The organism is Hydrogenophaga sp. FW305-3-2-15-A-LB1 (genome assembly GCF_058787875.1).
Window position 1 is genome coordinate 12,878 of record NZ_JBYTAE010000006.1, and the last position, 13,988, is coordinate 26,865.

Annotated in this window: 15 protein-coding genes; 8 read left to right on the plus strand and 7 right to left on the minus strand. The window is 69.2% G+C overall.

From position 1 onward, the window contains the following. The first annotated feature begins 4 nt into the window (after nucleotides 1-4). The 5 genes from AC3WPZ_RS02790 to AC3WPZ_RS02810 are packed head-to-tail and all read left to right on the plus strand — an operon-like array spanning nucleotide 5 to nucleotide 4,062. A complete protein-coding gene (locus tag AC3WPZ_RS02790; protein ID WP_492437999.1) occupies nucleotides 5-757 on the plus strand; it encodes an SRPBCC family protein in 753 nt (250 codons plus the stop codon). Then, nucleotides 757-1,620, plus strand: a complete 864-nt coding sequence (locus tag AC3WPZ_RS02795; protein ID WP_382324838.1) for an FAD binding domain-containing protein — start codon at nucleotides 757-759, stop codon at nucleotides 1,618-1,620. The genes AC3WPZ_RS02790 and AC3WPZ_RS02795 overlap by 1 nt, the downstream gene beginning before the upstream one ends. Continuing rightward, a complete protein-coding gene (locus tag AC3WPZ_RS02800) occupies nucleotides 1,617-2,132 on the plus strand; it encodes a (2Fe-2S)-binding protein (protein ID WP_492438001.1) in 516 nt (171 codons plus the stop codon). The genes AC3WPZ_RS02795 and AC3WPZ_RS02800 overlap by 4 nt, the downstream gene beginning before the upstream one ends. A gap of 32 nt (nucleotides 2,133-2,164) precedes the next feature. Further along, nucleotides 2,165-3,349 (plus strand): FAD-dependent monooxygenase, encoded by a 1,185-nt coding sequence (locus tag AC3WPZ_RS02805; protein ID WP_492438003.1) that lies wholly within the window; start codon nucleotides 2,165-2,167, stop codon nucleotides 3,347-3,349. Nucleotides 3,350-3,351: 2 nt separating this feature from the next. Beyond that, nucleotides 3,352-4,062, plus strand: coding sequence for an isochorismatase family protein (locus AC3WPZ_RS02810; protein WP_382157956.1), 711 nt, complete (start codon nucleotides 3,352-3,354; stop codon nucleotides 4,060-4,062). 21 nt (nucleotides 4,063-4,083) lie between these two features. On the opposite strand, the gene AC3WPZ_RS02815 is transcribed toward AC3WPZ_RS02810, so the two are convergent. From AC3WPZ_RS02815 to AC3WPZ_RS02835, 5 genes are all read right to left on the minus strand, one after another. Further along, nucleotides 4,084-4,791, minus strand: a complete 708-nt coding sequence (locus AC3WPZ_RS02815; RefSeq protein WP_492438005.1) for a 2OG-Fe(II) oxygenase — start codon at nucleotides 4,789-4,791, stop codon at nucleotides 4,084-4,086. A 12-nt stretch (nucleotides 4,792-4,803) separates the two neighbouring features. After that, nucleotides 4,804-5,868, minus strand: a complete 1,065-nt coding sequence (ada, locus tag AC3WPZ_RS02820) for a bifunctional DNA-binding transcriptional regulator/O6-methylguanine-DNA methyltransferase Ada (protein WP_492438006.1) — start codon at nucleotides 5,866-5,868, stop codon at nucleotides 4,804-4,806. A gap of 25 nt (nucleotides 5,869-5,893) precedes the next feature. Further along, the gene (gene alkB / locus AC3WPZ_RS02825) at nucleotides 5,894-6,544 is read right to left on the minus strand and encodes a DNA oxidative demethylase AlkB (RefSeq protein WP_492438008.1); all 651 of its coding nucleotides are present in this window, start codon (nucleotides 6,542-6,544) and stop codon (nucleotides 5,894-5,896) included. A gap of 2 nt (nucleotides 6,545-6,546) precedes the next feature. After that, nucleotides 6,547-7,209 carry a 2OG-Fe(II) oxygenase gene (locus AC3WPZ_RS02830; RefSeq protein ID WP_492438117.1) on the minus strand — a complete coding sequence of 221 codons (663 nt, stop codon included), beginning with the start codon at nucleotides 7,207-7,209 and terminating at the stop codon, nucleotides 6,547-6,549. A 203-nt stretch (nucleotides 7,210-7,412) separates the two neighbouring features. Continuing rightward, nucleotides 7,413-8,093, minus strand: coding sequence for a GntR family transcriptional regulator (locus AC3WPZ_RS02835; protein WP_492438010.1), 681 nt, complete (start codon nucleotides 8,091-8,093; stop codon nucleotides 7,413-7,415). A gap of 84 nt (nucleotides 8,094-8,177) precedes the next feature. On the opposite strand from AC3WPZ_RS02835, the gene AC3WPZ_RS02840 reads away from it, so the two are divergent. From AC3WPZ_RS02840 to AC3WPZ_RS02850, 3 genes are read left to right on the plus strand one after another with little or no spacing between them, the layout of a single operon-like run. Continuing rightward, nucleotides 8,178-9,035: a fumarylacetoacetate hydrolase family protein gene (locus tag AC3WPZ_RS02840; RefSeq protein WP_492438012.1), complete on the plus strand. Its 858-nt coding sequence runs from the start codon at nucleotides 8,178-8,180 to the stop codon at nucleotides 9,033-9,035. Then, on the plus strand, nucleotides 9,035-9,883 hold the full coding sequence (locus AC3WPZ_RS02845) for a polysaccharide deacetylase family protein (protein WP_382157968.1): 849 nt from the start codon (nucleotides 9,035-9,037) through the stop codon (nucleotides 9,881-9,883). The genes AC3WPZ_RS02840 and AC3WPZ_RS02845 overlap by 1 nt, the downstream gene beginning before the upstream one ends. Nucleotides 9,884-9,925: 42 nt before the next feature. Further along, nucleotides 9,926-10,912 (plus strand): tripartite tricarboxylate transporter substrate binding protein, encoded by a 987-nt coding sequence (locus tag AC3WPZ_RS02850; protein ID WP_492438014.1) that lies wholly within the window; start codon nucleotides 9,926-9,928, stop codon nucleotides 10,910-10,912. Here AC3WPZ_RS02850 and AC3WPZ_RS02855 read toward each other — a convergent pair whose 3' ends face one another. Further along, complete coding sequence (locus AC3WPZ_RS02855) at nucleotides 10,913-11,863, minus strand: fumarylacetoacetate hydrolase family protein (RefSeq protein ID WP_492438016.1); 951 nt, start codon at nucleotides 11,861-11,863, stop codon at nucleotides 10,913-10,915. Next, nucleotides 11,860-13,980, minus strand: coding sequence for an acetate--CoA ligase family protein (locus tag AC3WPZ_RS02860; protein ID WP_492438018.1), 2,121 nt, complete (start codon nucleotides 13,978-13,980; stop codon nucleotides 11,860-11,862). The genes AC3WPZ_RS02855 and AC3WPZ_RS02860 overlap by 4 nt, the downstream gene beginning before the upstream one ends. Between the last annotated feature and the right edge of the window lie 8 nt (nucleotides 13,981-13,988).

The window sequence follows — 13,988 nt, forward strand, 5'->3', positions numbered from 1 at the left end:
TTGCATGGATTTCAAGATCGACGCCACCCTGCCCGCGACGGCCGCTCAACTCTGGGCCATCTTCTTTGATGTGCAGCGTGTCGCCGGGTTGATCCCCGGCTGCGAGAACGTCACCGAGGTCGAGCCGCTCAAGGAATTCTCCGCGGTGATGAAGCAGAAGATCGGCCCGTTCAAACTCGAGGTGCCCACGCGCATCGTTCTCGAATCGCACACCCTGGAAAAGCACGTCGAGCTCAGCGCCAGCGGTCGCGACAAATTCACCGGCACCACGATCGACGTGCGCATGAAGGTGGATCTGGAAGAGCTGAGTGATACGCAGCCGCGCCAATGCCGGCTCGCGGTGGACGCGCAGATGCAGGTGGCGGGCCGATTGGCCGCGCTGGGTTACCCGGTCGTGAAAAAGCGATCCGACGAGTTGTTCGCCGAATTCGAGCAACGCCTGCGCGACGAGCTGGCGTCATTCGGGGTCGCTCGGGCACCCTCCGCGGCCCAGGCGCCTGCGGCAAGCGCCCACAAGCCCGAAGCGCGAACCGCCGTCGCACCGCGACCCGGTGCGGCACCGGCCGCGCCGACCGCAGCGACACGGACCCGACCACGCCGCGTCGAACTGGTGTTGGTCTGGCCCCGCGTGGGCGTGAGCGTCGGGGTCGCTTTTGCGGTGGCGCATGTCGCCCACCTGCTGGGCCAGGCACCCTGGTGGTGGCTGGTGGCGCCCCTGCTGGGCGTGGCGGCCGGACTGGGTCGGAAGGAGGACTGATGCGCCCCGCCCGTTTCGAACTTCATCGCCCCACGAGCCTGGAGGATGCCCTGGCATTCAAGGCCGTGTACGGCGATGAATCCACGTTTCACGCCGGCGGCACGGAGCTGCTGGTGGCGCTGAAGGCGCGCGTGCTGCACTACGACCACGTGATCGACCTCAAGCAAGTGCCGGAGCTGCGCCGCATCCACCTGCGCGAGGACGGCACGCTGGTGATCGGCGCGCTCTCCACCCACCATGCCATCGCGCGCGATCCGCTCGTGCAGCGGCTCTTGCCGGGCTACGCCGAGCTGAGCGACAACGTGGCCAACATCCGGGTGCGTGTGGCCGGCACCCTGGGCGGGGTCCTGTGCTTCGCCGAACCGCATGCCGATGCACCCACCATGCTGTGCGCGCTGGATGCGCGCATGGCGCTGGCGAGCCACGGGTCGGCGCGAACCTTGCCGTCGCGCGAATTCCACCTGGGGGAGTTCACCACGGCGCGCGAGGAAAACGAAATCCTGGTGGCCATCGAAGTGCCACCGCAGCCGCCCGGTGCGCGCTCGGCCTACCGCTGCTTCGGACACACCGAACGCCCCGCCGTGGGCGTGGCCGCTGTCTGGTCCCGCAAAGGGCCGCAGCGCTTGTCGCTGTGGGCCGGCGCCATCACCGGTGTGCCCATCCCCCTGCCCGAGACGCAGGCCGCGGCGAACACCCTCCCCGCCGACCTGCCGCCGACCGAGATCTGGAATCGCCTGGCGCCGGTGCTGGCCGCCGAAGCGACCCGCATTCCTGCACACGACGATCTGCACGGCGGTGCGGACTACAAGCGCCATCTGGTCCAGGTGCTGGCCCAGCGCGCCATCGAGGCCTGCCTGACATGAACGATTCGAGTTCCCCCGAATTCCCCCTCACGCGCGTGGACATGACGCTCAACGGACGGCCGACCTCGGTCGACGTCGAGCCGCGCGACATGCTGATCGATGTGTTGCGCGACCGCTTGCGCCTCAAGGGCACCAAGCGTTCCTGCGACGTGCAGGTGTGCGGCGCTTGCACCGTGCTGGTGGACGGCATGCCCGCCTCCAGCTGCACCACGCTGTGCAGCGATGTGCACGAGCGCAGTGTGACCACCATCGAAGGGGTCGCCGCCGGCGGGCGGCTGGACCCTGTGCAGCGGGCCTTCATCGCCCATGGCGCACTGCAATGCGGCTTCTGCACGCCGGGAATGATCCTGGCCGTGAAGTCGCTGCTCGCCGTCGACCCCCGGCCGACGGAGGACACCGTTCGACATTACCTGCGCGGCAACCTCTGCCGATGCACCGGCTACGTCAAGATCATCGAGGCCATTCTGGACCTCGCCGACAACCCAGAACGTTTTTCATCGGAGCAACAATGACAGACAAGGTACAAGGAGATAAGCGCCCCCACGTGATCATCGCGGGCGCTGGCATGGGCGGGCTCACGCTCGCCGTGGCGCTGCTGAAGATGGGCATGGATGTCGACGTCTACGAACAGTCGTCGGAGCTGCGCGAGGTGGGGGCCGGCTTGTGGATCTCGGCCAACGGAGGCAAGGTGCTCGACACGCTGGGCCTGAAGAAGACGGTCGAAGCCATCAACCTCCCGCCCCAGGACCGTGTCGTGCGCTATTGGAAGACCGGCGAGGAACACTCGGTCTACAACCGCGATGCCCCCTCCTCCAAGGCCGATCACACGCTGATCCAGGTGCTGCGCGCCGAGCTGCAGCGCGTGCTGTTCGAGGCCGTGATCGCGCTCAAGCCGGATGCGGTGCACTTCGGTGTGCGCTCGCTGGGCGCGGACACGGTCGATGGCCGTGCGCGGCTGTTGCTCGATGGTGGAGGTTTCGTCGAGGGTGATGTGGTGGTCGGTTGCGACGGCGCGCATTCGCGCGTTCGCCAGTCCCTCTTCGGCGAGGCGCCGGCGCGCTACACCGGTGCCAATGCCTGGCGCGGCCTCGCGGCGATGTCGCGGCTCAAACCGCAACACCGCAGGCCCCTGGCCTCGACCTGGGTCGGACCGACCGCGCACGTGACCACCTACCCTGTGCAGCGCAACGGCGAGCAGTTCGTGAGCTTCTCGGCCCAGGTCGACAGCGACCTGTGGCAGACCGAATCGTGGTCGGAGCGCGGCGAGCTCGCCGACGCGCTCAAGGATTTCGAGGGCTGGCACCAGGACATCCTGGACCTGTTCATCCAATCGGAGAACCTGTTCCGCTGGGGTCTCTTCGTGCGCGATCCGCTGGAGGCCTGGTCCCAGGGACACGTCACGCTGGTCGGCGACGCCTGCCATTCGATGACGCCTTACCTGGGCATGGGGGTCAACGTGACCATGGAAGATGCCTACGTGCTGGCGCGCTGCCTCGCCGAATCGCCAAATGACGTGGCGAGCGCACTGAAGCGCTACGACACCGCCCGTGTTTCGCGCGCCAACCAGACCAAGGCCAGTTCGCTCGACATGCTGCACGTGTTCCACAGCCCGGCGCTGGAAAGCATCGAGACCGCGCGCCCCTACATTCAGAAGGCCTGGGCGCCCCAGGCCGTGCGCGAGCGCTACGACTGGCTGGTGTCCTACGACGCGACCACGGTGGAGATCTGAAGATGAGCGCTGCAGATCCTCAAGCGCGCCCTTGGGACGGGGTCATCCCTCCTGAAGAGCAGGCCATCTACCGGCAGTCCGGTTGGGGCATGCCCAGCGGCATCGGACGACGACCGGCCCTGCTGGTGATTGATGTGCAATACCGATCCATGGGTGAACAGCCCTTGCCGATCCAGGAGGCCATTCTCACCCTGCCCACCAGCTGCGGCGAGTACGGCTGGCGGGCGGTGCCGCACATCGCGCGGCTGGTCGAGACGTTCCGCCAACTCAACGCGCCCATCCTGTATCCGTACGTGGCGCACAAGTCGGCGCACAACCGCGGCCAGTTCGAGACCAAGGTGCCCGGGGTGATGGACGTACCGGAGCAGGCGTATGCCTTCGTCGCCGAGGTCGCCCCCCGCGAAGGCGACATCACCATCCCGAAGTTCCAGGCCAGCGCTTTCCACGGCACGGCCCTCACGAGCTACCTGGTGAGCCTCGGCGTCGACACCGTCGTGGTCACCGGCTGCACCACCAGCGGCTGCGTGCGCGCCACGGTGGTGGACGCCTGCGCGCTCAACTTCAAGGTGGTCGTGCCGCAGGATGCCGTTTACGACCGCTCGCAAACCTCGCACGCGGTCAACCTGTTCGACATGGCGAGCAAGTACGCCGACGTGACACCCACGGACACCCTGGTCGACCTGCTGAAGAACAAGATCGAACGGCGCGGCTGATCGGCCGCCGGAGTCCCCGCTCTACGGGGCATCGTGGAACGACAACTCCAGACCGATGCGCTCCCCCTGGCGCACGCGGCCGATGGCGTGCTTGAGGTTGACCCGGTAGTGCCCCTTGCTTCCCTTGAACGGGCGCTGCGCCGTGGCGATGAGGGCCGCGTCCCCGAGCCCAAGCGGCAGCACCATCGGGCGCGACTGCGTGCGGGGACGTTGTTCCGTCATCACGAATTCGCCGCCCTGGAAATCGGTGCCCGGCTCGGACAGCAATGCCACGAGCTGCAACGGAAACACCTGTTCGCCGGCGTTGCGCTGGTGCAGCGGCACATGGTCTTCCACGCCAAGCCGGCTCAGGTAGGACTGCCCTCGCGTCTGACCCGCCTTGCGGTTGCGCCGCAGAAAATCGCCCAAGGTCGCGGGATAACGGTCGTCCATGCCCAGTGTGTCGTTCCAGCGATTGGCGATCACGGCCAGATGACCGTAGAACGCCGTGCGCCAGGCGTCCAGTGGCGCCGGCAGCGCCGCGTCGAAATAGAACACCTCGGCGTTGCCCGGATCGGCCCCGCGCCGCGATGCGCCCTCCCCGTCTGCCGCCGCCGGCATCCTCCGTGCCAGGCGCCGGGCAGCCTCGGCGCCCAGCAGGCCTGGCAACAGGCAACAGCCTTCGGCATCGAGCTGTGCGCCGATGCCGGCCCAGTCCAGGCGGTCGATGAGGGTGTCGGGTGACGTCATGAAAAACCCCTGTCACGCCTCGAGTTCACGGCGCAGCAACTCGCGCTTGCGGTCCACGCCCCAGCGGTAGCCGGCCAGCTCGCCATCGCGGCGCACGACGCGATGGCAGGGAATGGCCACGGCAAGGGGGTTCGTCGCGCAGGCCTGCGCCACGGCGCGCACGGCCTTGGGAGCACCGATGCGCCGGGCGATCTCCGTGTAGCTCGCGGTCGTGCCCGGCGGGATCTCGCGCAGCGCACGCCAGACGCGTTCCTGGAAGGCCGTTCCCTGCACATCCAGAGGCAGGTGCAGGCCGACCGCAGGCGCTTCGATGAACCCCACCACCTGGGCGATCCAGTCTTCGAACTCACCATCGCACCCGATGATCTCGGCCTTGGGGAACTGGTCTTGCAGGTCGCGCACCAGCCGCTCGGGGTCATCGCCCAGCAAGATCGCGCAGATGCCGCGCTGGCTCTGGGCCACCAGGATGGCGCCCAGCGAGCACTGGCCCACCGCGAAGCGGATGACGGCGCCGGCACCGCCTGCCCGGTAGTCGCGCGCGCGCATGCCCAACAGATCGTCAGCGGCTTCATAGAACCGGCTGTTGGAATTGAAGCCCGCGCCATAGATGGCATCGGTGATCGAGGCCTGCGGGCTGCTCAGTTCCCCACGCAGCTTGCGGGCGCGGTAGGCCGAGCTGTAGGCCTTGGGTGTCAGCCCGGTTTCGGCCTTGAACACGCGGTGGAAGTGGAACGGGCTCATGCCCACCTCCAGCGCCAGGTCATCGAGCGGCGGAGGCGTCTGCGATGCCTCGATCACGCGGCAGGCGCGCGCCACCAGCGCGGCGCGCTCGGCCGCGGCGCTGGTCTGGTCGGCGCGGGCGCGGCGGCTGGGGCGGTAACCCGCGGCCTCGGCGGCTTCGGCGCTGTCGAAGAACTCGACGTTCTCGCGCTTGGGACTGCGCGCCATCGAACTCGGTGGGCAGTACACGCCGGTGGTGCGCACGGCGTAGACGAAATGGCCGTCGGCGGCGACGTCCCGCGCCTGCACGGCGGCCCAGCGGGTGTCTTCGGTGTCGTAAGCAAGGGTCGTGTTCATGGCAGAAACTCGGTCTCGGCGGGTGTCATCCCGCTTTGCGGAAGGTGAGATTGAGGCGTTGGCTGCCGAGTAGCGCATGCGGCGCCTCCTTGAGCGGCATCACGCCGTGGTATCGCAGGCGATCGGCACCGCCCCACACCACCACATCGCCATGGTGCAGCGGCACCTTGAGCACGGGGTCGGTGCGCGCCTGGCCACCGAACAGGAACGTGGCCGACATGCCCAGCGACACGGAGACGATGGGCGCGGTGTCGTCGCGCTCGTTCCGGTCCTGGTGCAGCGAAAGCCGGCTGCCGGGCCGGTAGCGATTGACGAGGCAGGCATCGGGCTCGAAGCCGTCGAATCCCGCCGCGGCCGCCGCCTGGGTGGCCAGCCGGGCCAACACCGCCGGCATGGCCGGCCAGGGGGCGCCGGTGTCCGGATCGACCGCGCTGTAGCGGTAGCCGCGCCGGTCGGTGGTCCATCCCAGCGCGCCGCAGTTGGTCAATGCCACCGACATGGTGAAGCCACCGGGCGTGACCATGTGCCGGAACGGCGAGATGGCTTCGATGGCGTCGATGGCGGGCAGCAGCTCACGCACGCACGGCAGGGCGAAGCCGCGCAACACCATCGCGGCAGGCCCCAGGCGCTGGCGCTCGTCTTGCGCCGTGGCCTCGAAAAGGTCGAGCGATGGCATGTTCACCTCGCGTCGTGAAAGATCAGGCCGACGGTGTGGCGCCGACCGCTGTGGATGCGGCTGACGCCGTGCCGCATGGCCAGCTTGCGGATGCCGCGCTGTCCCATCGCGGGCCGTTGATGGACGGTGAACACCACCGCATCCCCTTGGCGCAGCCCGACGACCTCCGCGCGCTGGCCCCGGGTGGACAGCTCGGTCATGACGAACTCGCCGCCGGCGAAGTCCCGGCCCGGCTCCGAGAGCAGGATCGCCACCTGCAGCGGGAAGACGTGCTCGCCATACAGATCCTGGTGCAGGCAGTTGTAGTCGCCTTCGCCGTATTGAAGGATCAGCGGCGTGGGGCGGGTCTGGCCGGCCTGGTGGCACCGGTGAAGGAAATCATCCAGCTCGTCGGGGTATTGCACCGCGATCCCCAGCTGCCGGTTCCAGCGGTTGGCGATCGGTGCCAGCCGAGGGTACAGCGCATGGCGCAACTGGTCGATCAGCGGCGGCAACGGGTACGAGAAGTACTTGTATTCGCCGCGCCCGAACCCGTGGCGGGCCATGACGATCCGCGAGCGATAGCCCTTGTCCTGCGGGTAGAGCGCGGCCAGTGCCTCGCATTGCTCCGCCGTCAGGAGGCCAGGCAGCACGGCATGTCCCTGCGCGTCCAGCCGCTGCGCCATGCCTGCCCAGCCGCTGGCGTCGGGCTTCGCGGTGCTGTCGTCGGTGGAACAGAAAAGGGAACGGGTCTGCATGGCCATGGCGCTAGGTGTCGAAAGGGTGGAGTGAGTCTAGGAACCCGCCCTCTTCCCGGCACTCCGCTCCTTGCGGTTGAATTCTTTTCCTGCCGTTCCCCCGCCGGTTCAGGTGCGCCGCCCGCCCCGGCCTAGGCGCTGGCCTCGAAGAAGATCCCCGCCGTGCGACGGTAGTGCTCGGCCATGAGGCGCTGCGCCTCTTCCAGCTGCGAGCCCATCACCGCGTCGAAGATGGCGCGGTGCTCATCGAGCTCGTTGCGGCGCTTGTAGGCCTTGCGCGCCGCGAGCTGCCGGTAGCGATAGGCCTGGTCGTACAGCTGTTCGCAGAAGCCCAGCAACAGGGGGGAGCCGCAGCCTTCGAGCAGGGAGACGTGAAACGCCCGGTGAAGCCGCTCCCATTCCGGGTTCTCCTCGTAGTCGGCCTCCCCCACCGAGCGCGGCGTTCGCGACAGGCGGTGGAAGGCCAACACCACCTTTTCCTCCCAGGCCGCCGAGCGCTTCGCGAAGGCCTGCGCCAGGGCCATCGACTCGACGGCGATGCGCGTGGACACCAGGTCGTCCAGCTGCGCCTGCGTGGCCTGCGCCACGCTGAAGCCGCGCTGGTCGCTGTGCACCACCCATTCCTCGCTGGCCAGGCGGTTGAGCGCCTCGCGCAGCGGGCTCGCGCCCACCTGGTAGTGCTCGCGCAATTCATGCATCAACAGCTTGCGGCCGGGTTGCCAGCGGCCGGACAGCACGTCGGCCCGCAGCCGGTCGTAGGTGGTGCGGGTCAGCGTGGGCGTCGAGATCTCGGGTGGGGCATCGGTCTGCATAGGGTTTTCACTTAATTATCGACAACAACAACGGTTGCATAATTTTTATCGACAAAACAACGTATCAAAGGATTTATCGACATCATGCCAAAGTTTGCGCGCATTGCAACGCTTGCGGGTGGGCCTGCCCATTGGGCCGTCCAGCAGGGCGACGACCTCATCGACCTGGGCCCCGCGCCAGCGGGTGACGACCCCGCCGCCTGGCTGCAACGGCTGGCGGGCGGCGCCAGTGCGGCGGCGCTGGCCCGTGGCGAACGCCTGGATGCCGCCCGCGTCCAGTGGCTCACGCCCGTGCCTCGGCCGGGCAAGGTGATCTGCCTGGGCCTGAACTACGCCGCCCACGCGGCCGAAGGCGGCAACGCGGCGCCCGAGTACCCGGCCTTCTTCATGCGCGGCGCCACCTCGCTGATCGCGCACCAGGCGCCGCTGGTGCGGCCCCGCGTCTCCGACAAGCTGGACTTCGAGGCCGAGCTGGCCGTGGTGATCGGTCAGCGCGCGCGCCACCTCAGCGAGGCCAACGCGCTGCAGGCGGTCGCCGGTTACGCCTGCTTCAACGACGGCACGCTGCGCGACTACCAGCGCCGCACGCCGCAATGGACCATCGGCAAGAACTTCGACGGCACCGGCGCGTTCGGCCCCTGGCTGGTGCCGGCGGCCGACCTGCCGCCGGGCGCCACCGGTCTGAAGATCGAGTCGCGCCTGAACGGCCGCGTGATGCAGAGCGACAACACCGGCCACATGGTGGTGACGGTGGCCCAGGCGCTGGTGCTGCTCTCGGAAGTGCTCACGCTGGAGCCCGGCGACGTGATCGCCATGGGCACGCCGGCCGGCGTCGGTTATGCGCGCAAACCTCCCGTGTGGATGCAGCCCGGCGACCGCATCGAGATCGAGATCGACGGCGTCGGCCTGCTGTCCAACCCCATTGCCCAGGAGAACCATTGATGGAACCCCGCGTGACCCGACTGCCCGACGACTTCCGCTGGCCCGGTGGCCGCCAGCTGGCCGTCATCTTCAACATCGCCTACGAAGCCTGGTCCGATGGCCAGGCGCCGGGCATCGGCCCCATGGGCAACGTGCTCAAGCCCGGCTTCTTCGACACCAACGCGCATTCGTGGGCCTCGTTCGGCCTGACGCGCGGCATCCACCGCCTGCTGGCCATCGCCGAAAAGCACGCCGTCAAGACCAGCATCATGGTCAACGGCGTGATCTGCGAGCGCGATCCGGCCACGGTGCGCCAGCTCGCCGAGCTGGGCCATGAGGTCATCAACCACTCGTGGGGCATGGACGTGATCCCGGTGTACTTCGACGAGGCCGGCGAGCGCGCCAACCTGCGGCGCAACCACGACCTGCTCACCAAGACGGCCGGCGTCGCGCCCACGGGCTGGATCAGCCCGCGCGGCACGGGCAGCCCGATCAGCTCGCGCCTGCTGGCCGAGGCCGGTTACCTGCACCATGGCGACGTGAACGACGACGACCGCCCCTACGTGATGGACTTCGGCGGCCAGCGCATCGTCGGCATCCCGCTGACCATGGATGTGAACGACCTGCCCACCTGCATCCGCTACGGCCAGGGCCCGCGCCACATGCTCGACACCTTCGACGACACCTTCGCCGCGATGCGCGCCGAGCGCGCGCCGCTGATGCTGGACGTCACCGCGCACACGCACGTCATGGGCCGGCCGTCCGGCGCCTGGGTCTACGACGAAATCATGGCGCGCGTCAAAGCCGCGGACGACGTCTGGATCTGCACCCGGGAAGAAATGGCGCGCCATGTGCTGAAGACGGTCTGACGGCGCGCGCATCCCCACCACAACAAAAGGAGACAAACCACCATGCAACGTCGATCCCTTGCACGGACCCTGTTGGCGGCCGCCCTGCTGGCCGCCCCAGCGCTCGGCCTGGCCCAGCAGCCGGCCTCCCTTGCCCCCTGGCCCACCAAGCCGGTGCGCCTCGTCGTCGCCTTCGCGCCCGCGGGGCCGGCGGACATCATCGCCCGCCTGCTGGGCCAGAAGCTGGGCGAGGTGTTCGGCCAGAGCGTGGTGGTGGACAACCGCCCGGGCGCGGGCGGCAGCGTGGCCTCGGCCCTGGTGGCGCGCGCCGAGCCCGATGGCTACACGCTGCTCATCAACACCAGCTCGTACGCGGTGAACCCGTCGATGCAGCGCAACCTCGGCTTCGACGCCGAGAAAGACCTGACGCTGGCCACCCTGGTCGCCTCCAGCCCCAACCTGATCGCGATCGCGCCTTCGCTCAAGCCGCGCAACCTCAAGGAGGTGATGGAAGAGGCCAAGGGCGGCACCTACAACTACGGCACCGCCGGCGCGGGCACCACGCCGCACCTGACGGCCGAGTACCTCTTCAAGGTGCTGGGCAAGGTGCCGGTCACGCACGTGCCGTTCCAGGGCGCGGGGCCGGCGCTCAACTCCATCATGGGCGCGCAGACGCAGCTGGCCAGCGTGGCGCTGCCGGCGGCCGTGGAGCTGGTCAAGTCCGGCCGTGTGCGCGGCCTGGTGGTCACCGGCTCCAAGCGCTCCGCCGCGCTGCCGGACGTGCCCACCGTGGCCGAATCGGGCTTCCCCGGCTTCGAGGACGTGACCTGGGTCGGCGTGTTCGCGCCCGCCAGGACACCCGACGCCATCCTGCAGCGCGTCAACCGCGAGGTGGCGCGCCTGCAGCAGGACCCGGACTTCCTGGCCAGGCTCGCCGCCACCGGCTTCGAGCCCCTGGGCGGCAGCGTCGCCGAATCGCGCGACTACCTGCACAAGGAGCTGGCCAAGTGGGCCCGGGTGGTCAAGGAGACCGGCGCGCAGCCCAACTAGTCAGGACACGCCCGCCCCGGGGCGGGCCCGCACCCGGTTGGACAACTCGCCCAGGCCCTCGATGCGGCAGGTGACGACATCCCCGTCGGCCAGGAAGCAGCGCGGATTCATGGCGTAACCCACGCCCGAGGGCGTGCCGGTGGCGATGACGTCGCCCGGCTCCAGCGTCAGGCCGGCCGACAGCGACTCGATGATGGCCGGGATCCTGAAGATCATGTCCGCGGTGCTGGCGTCCTGCCGGCGCTCGCCGTTCACGTCCAGCTGAATGCGCAGGGCGTGGGGGTCGGGAATCTGGCTGGCGTGCACGATCCATGGCCCCATCGGGCAAAAGGTGTCCAGCCCCTTGCCCTTGAACCACTGGTCGTGGCGGCGCTGCAGGTCGCGCGCGGTCACGTCGTTCACGATGGTGTAGCCAAAGACGTGCTTCCAGGCGTCCTTGGCCGGGATGTCGCGGCCGCCCCGGCCGATGACGAAGGCCAGTTCCACTTCGTAGTCCAGCCGCCGCGTGACCGCGCTGTCCAGCTCGATGTCGGTGTCCGGCCCGGTGATGGAGGTGGCGGGCTTGGTGAAGAACTGCGGCGCTTCGGGCAGAGGCGTGGCCTTGTCGCGCGAGGTGTTGTCCTCCTGGATGTGCTCGGCGTAGTTGCGCCCCAGGCAGAAGACGTTCTTGCGCGTGCGCGGAATCGGCGCGGCCAGGCGCAAGGCATCGGGCGCGATCCGCGCGGCGCCGAGCCCGGGCAAGGCCTGCGCGACCGCCTGGGCCAGCTCGAGCGCCCGTTCATCCAGCGCGATCAGTTGCACGATGTCGGTGGTCGCGCCAGGCGCAAGCCACTTCAGTTGGCCTTCGCGCTGCAGCAGCGGCAAGGCCAGGTGCAGATCGACGATGGTGTCGTCGTCCAGCTTCAGGACGGTGTGGTGCTCGCCTTCGCGCAGCAGGGTGCCCAATCTCACGGGTGATCTCCTTCGGTGGTCAGAACAATCAGGGCATCGAGCGCCACGGGTGCCGCGTCGCCGATGAGCAAGGGGTTGATTTCCATGGCCTGCAAGGTGGGGCCAAGGTTGGCGGTCAGGGTTTGCAGGCGCTCGAGCACCTCCACGAGGTCCTCCAGCGTGCTGGCGCGTGGCCATCGGGCGGCCGTCACGACGCGCCCCACGGTGCCCTTCAGGACGAAGGCCCGCATCTCGTCGCGGCTCGCCGGCATGCGCAGCAGCTGCACGTCGTCGATCGCTTCGGCGTACCGGCCGCCCAGGCCCATCAACAGGAAGCGACCCAGGGGGGCCTCGTGCACGACACCCACGATGAGCTCGAGTTCGCCCCGCATCATCTGCTGCGCGCAGACGTGGCCCGGCACCGGCAAGCCCGCCATCGCGCGCCCGATGCGCTCGAAGGCCTGCGCCACCTTGTCGGGCGTGTCCAGATGGAGCTGCACCAGCCCCACGTCCGACTTGTGTTCGATCCCGTCGACCACGCCCTTGAGCACGATGGGGGTGCCGCATTGCGCCGCGAAGGCCTTCGCCGCCGGGGCATCCGCCACGATGGCGCGCGCCACGCAGCGGATGCCGACCTCGGTGAACAAGCGCATGGCGGCGATTTCGTTGAGCGCGCGGGCCTGACCGGCGGCGCCCGCCGGCAGGGCACTCAGGTTCACCTCAGGGTCTGCCGGCCCACGCGATCGCCGGCTGCGCGCGGCTTTCATGAAAGCCGCCAGGGCTTCCATGGCGCTGGCGCTGTCGGTGAAGACGGGCACGTCCTGGGACGCCAGCAGCGCCGCCTGCTCGGCGGGCAGCGTGCCCGGTGCGATGACCAGGTGCGGCTTTCCACTGCCGCGCCGGGCGTCGCCAATGGCGCGCGCGAAGGTTTCCCGGCCCACGGCCGACGGCAAGGTGTGCAGGAACGCGACCACGGCGTCCACCGGCCCATCGCCCGCCAGCAGGGCCGCCGTCGCGCCGCTGCTGGGCGTCCCACCGACGCTGGTGACGTCCAGCGGGTTCAGCAGGCCGGGCGATCCCTTGATGCGGGTCAAGGCCTGGGTCGCCGCGTCGCTCAGGGCGGCGACCTCGAGTCCCTGGGCCACCGCCGCATCGGCGATCAGCGTGCCACCGCCGCCCGAGGCGGTGAGCACCCCCAGCCCGAGACCTCGTGGCTGCCAACCGGGCGGCTGGCTCTGCACCAGGCGCGCGAAGGCCACCAGCGCCTCGACGGAACTCACCTGGGCCACGCCCGCGGCGTCCAGCAAGGCGCGGTAGGCGCGCGCGCTGCCCGCCAGGCGGCTCGAATGCGCATTGGTGGACGCCGCGCCCGCCTGTGTCATGCCCAGCTTGAGCACGGCCACCGGCTTGCCCGCGGCCTGGGCGCGCGCGGCGATGTCCAGGAAACGGGTGCCGTCGCGCAAGGCCTCCAGCACCAGCAGGATCACCTGCGTCTGCGGGTCGTTCACCAGGTACTCGAAGAAGTCGAGCATGTCCAGGTCCGCCTCGTTGCCCACCGCCACGAACTTGGACAGACCCACGCCACCCGTGTTCATGCGGGCGGACAAGGTGGAGAACAGCGCGCCGCTGTGCGAGACGATGGAGACCGGCCCTTCGGCGAGCACCTGCGCGTGCGCCGCGTTGTAGCCCAGCGAAAGGCGCTGGTGGGTGGCGTACAGGCCGTTGGTGTTGGGCCCGACGAAGCGGATGCCCCATTCCCGGGTGAGCGCCGTCAACGCGAGCTGGCGCGCGGCGCCCTCCTCGCCCGCCTCGGCGAAGCCCGTGGACGCGACCACGGCCGAGCCCACGCCGAGCTTGGCGCACTCCGTCGCCGCCTGCAGTGCCTGCGCACCGGGGACCACCAGGAACGCGACATCGGGCACGGCCGGCAGATCGGCCATGCGGGCGTAGCTGCGCAGGCCGGCCACTTCGTCGGCGCGCGCGTTGACCACGAAGATCTCGCCCGCGTACCCGCCGTGGCGCAGGTACTCCAGGGGTCTGTGGCTCAGCTTGAGCGGGTCGGCGGAAGCGCCGACGATGGCGATGCTGCGCGGATTGAAAAGGCGTGGCGGCACGCCACCGGGTCTCGGTTGGGTCATCGGGTTCG

What these genes read in the sequence shown, in the direction of transcription:
- AC3WPZ_RS02790 (WP_492437999.1), top strand. Translation starts at nt 5, where the DNA reads ATGGATTTCAAGATCGACGCCACCCTGCCCGCGACGGCCGCTCAACTC.
- AC3WPZ_RS02795 (WP_382324838.1), top strand. Translation starts at nt 757, where the DNA reads ATGCGCCCCGCCCGTTTCGAACTTCATCGCCCCACGAGCCTGGAGGAT.
- AC3WPZ_RS02800 (WP_492438001.1), top strand. Translation starts at nt 1,617, where the DNA reads ATGAACGATTCGAGTTCCCCCGAATTCCCCCTCACGCGCGTGGACATG.
- AC3WPZ_RS02810 (WP_382157956.1), top strand. Translation starts at nt 3,352, where the DNA reads ATGAGCGCTGCAGATCCTCAAGCGCGCCCTTGGGACGGGGTCATCCCT.
- AC3WPZ_RS02815 (WP_492438005.1), bottom strand. Translation starts at nt 4,791, where the DNA reads ATGACGTCACCCGACACCCTCATCGACCGCCTGGACTGGGCCGGCATC.
- ada (WP_492438006.1), bottom strand. Translation starts at nt 5,868, where the DNA reads ATGAACACGACCCTTGCTTACGACACCGAAGACACCCGCTGGGCCGCC.
- alkB (WP_492438008.1), bottom strand. Translation starts at nt 6,544, where the DNA reads ATGCCATCGCTCGACCTTTTCGAGGCCACGGCGCAAGACGAGCGCCAG.
- AC3WPZ_RS02830 (WP_492438117.1), bottom strand. Translation starts at nt 7,209, where the DNA reads ATGGCGCAGCGGCTGGACGCGCAGGGACATGCCGTGCTGCCTGGCCTC.
- AC3WPZ_RS02835 (WP_492438010.1), bottom strand. Translation starts at nt 8,093, where the DNA reads ATGCAGACCGATGCCCCACCCGAGATCTCGACGCCCACGCTGACCCGC.
- AC3WPZ_RS02840 (WP_492438012.1), top strand. Translation starts at nt 8,178, where the DNA reads ATGCCAAAGTTTGCGCGCATTGCAACGCTTGCGGGTGGGCCTGCCCAT.
- AC3WPZ_RS02845 (WP_382157968.1), top strand. Translation starts at nt 9,035, where the DNA reads ATGGAACCCCGCGTGACCCGACTGCCCGACGACTTCCGCTGGCCCGGT.
- AC3WPZ_RS02850 (WP_492438014.1), top strand. Translation starts at nt 9,926, where the DNA reads ATGCAACGTCGATCCCTTGCACGGACCCTGTTGGCGGCCGCCCTGCTG.
- AC3WPZ_RS02860 (WP_492438018.1), bottom strand. Translation starts at nt 13,980, where the DNA reads ATGACCCAACCGAGACCCGGTGGCGTGCCGCCACGCCTTTTCAATCCG.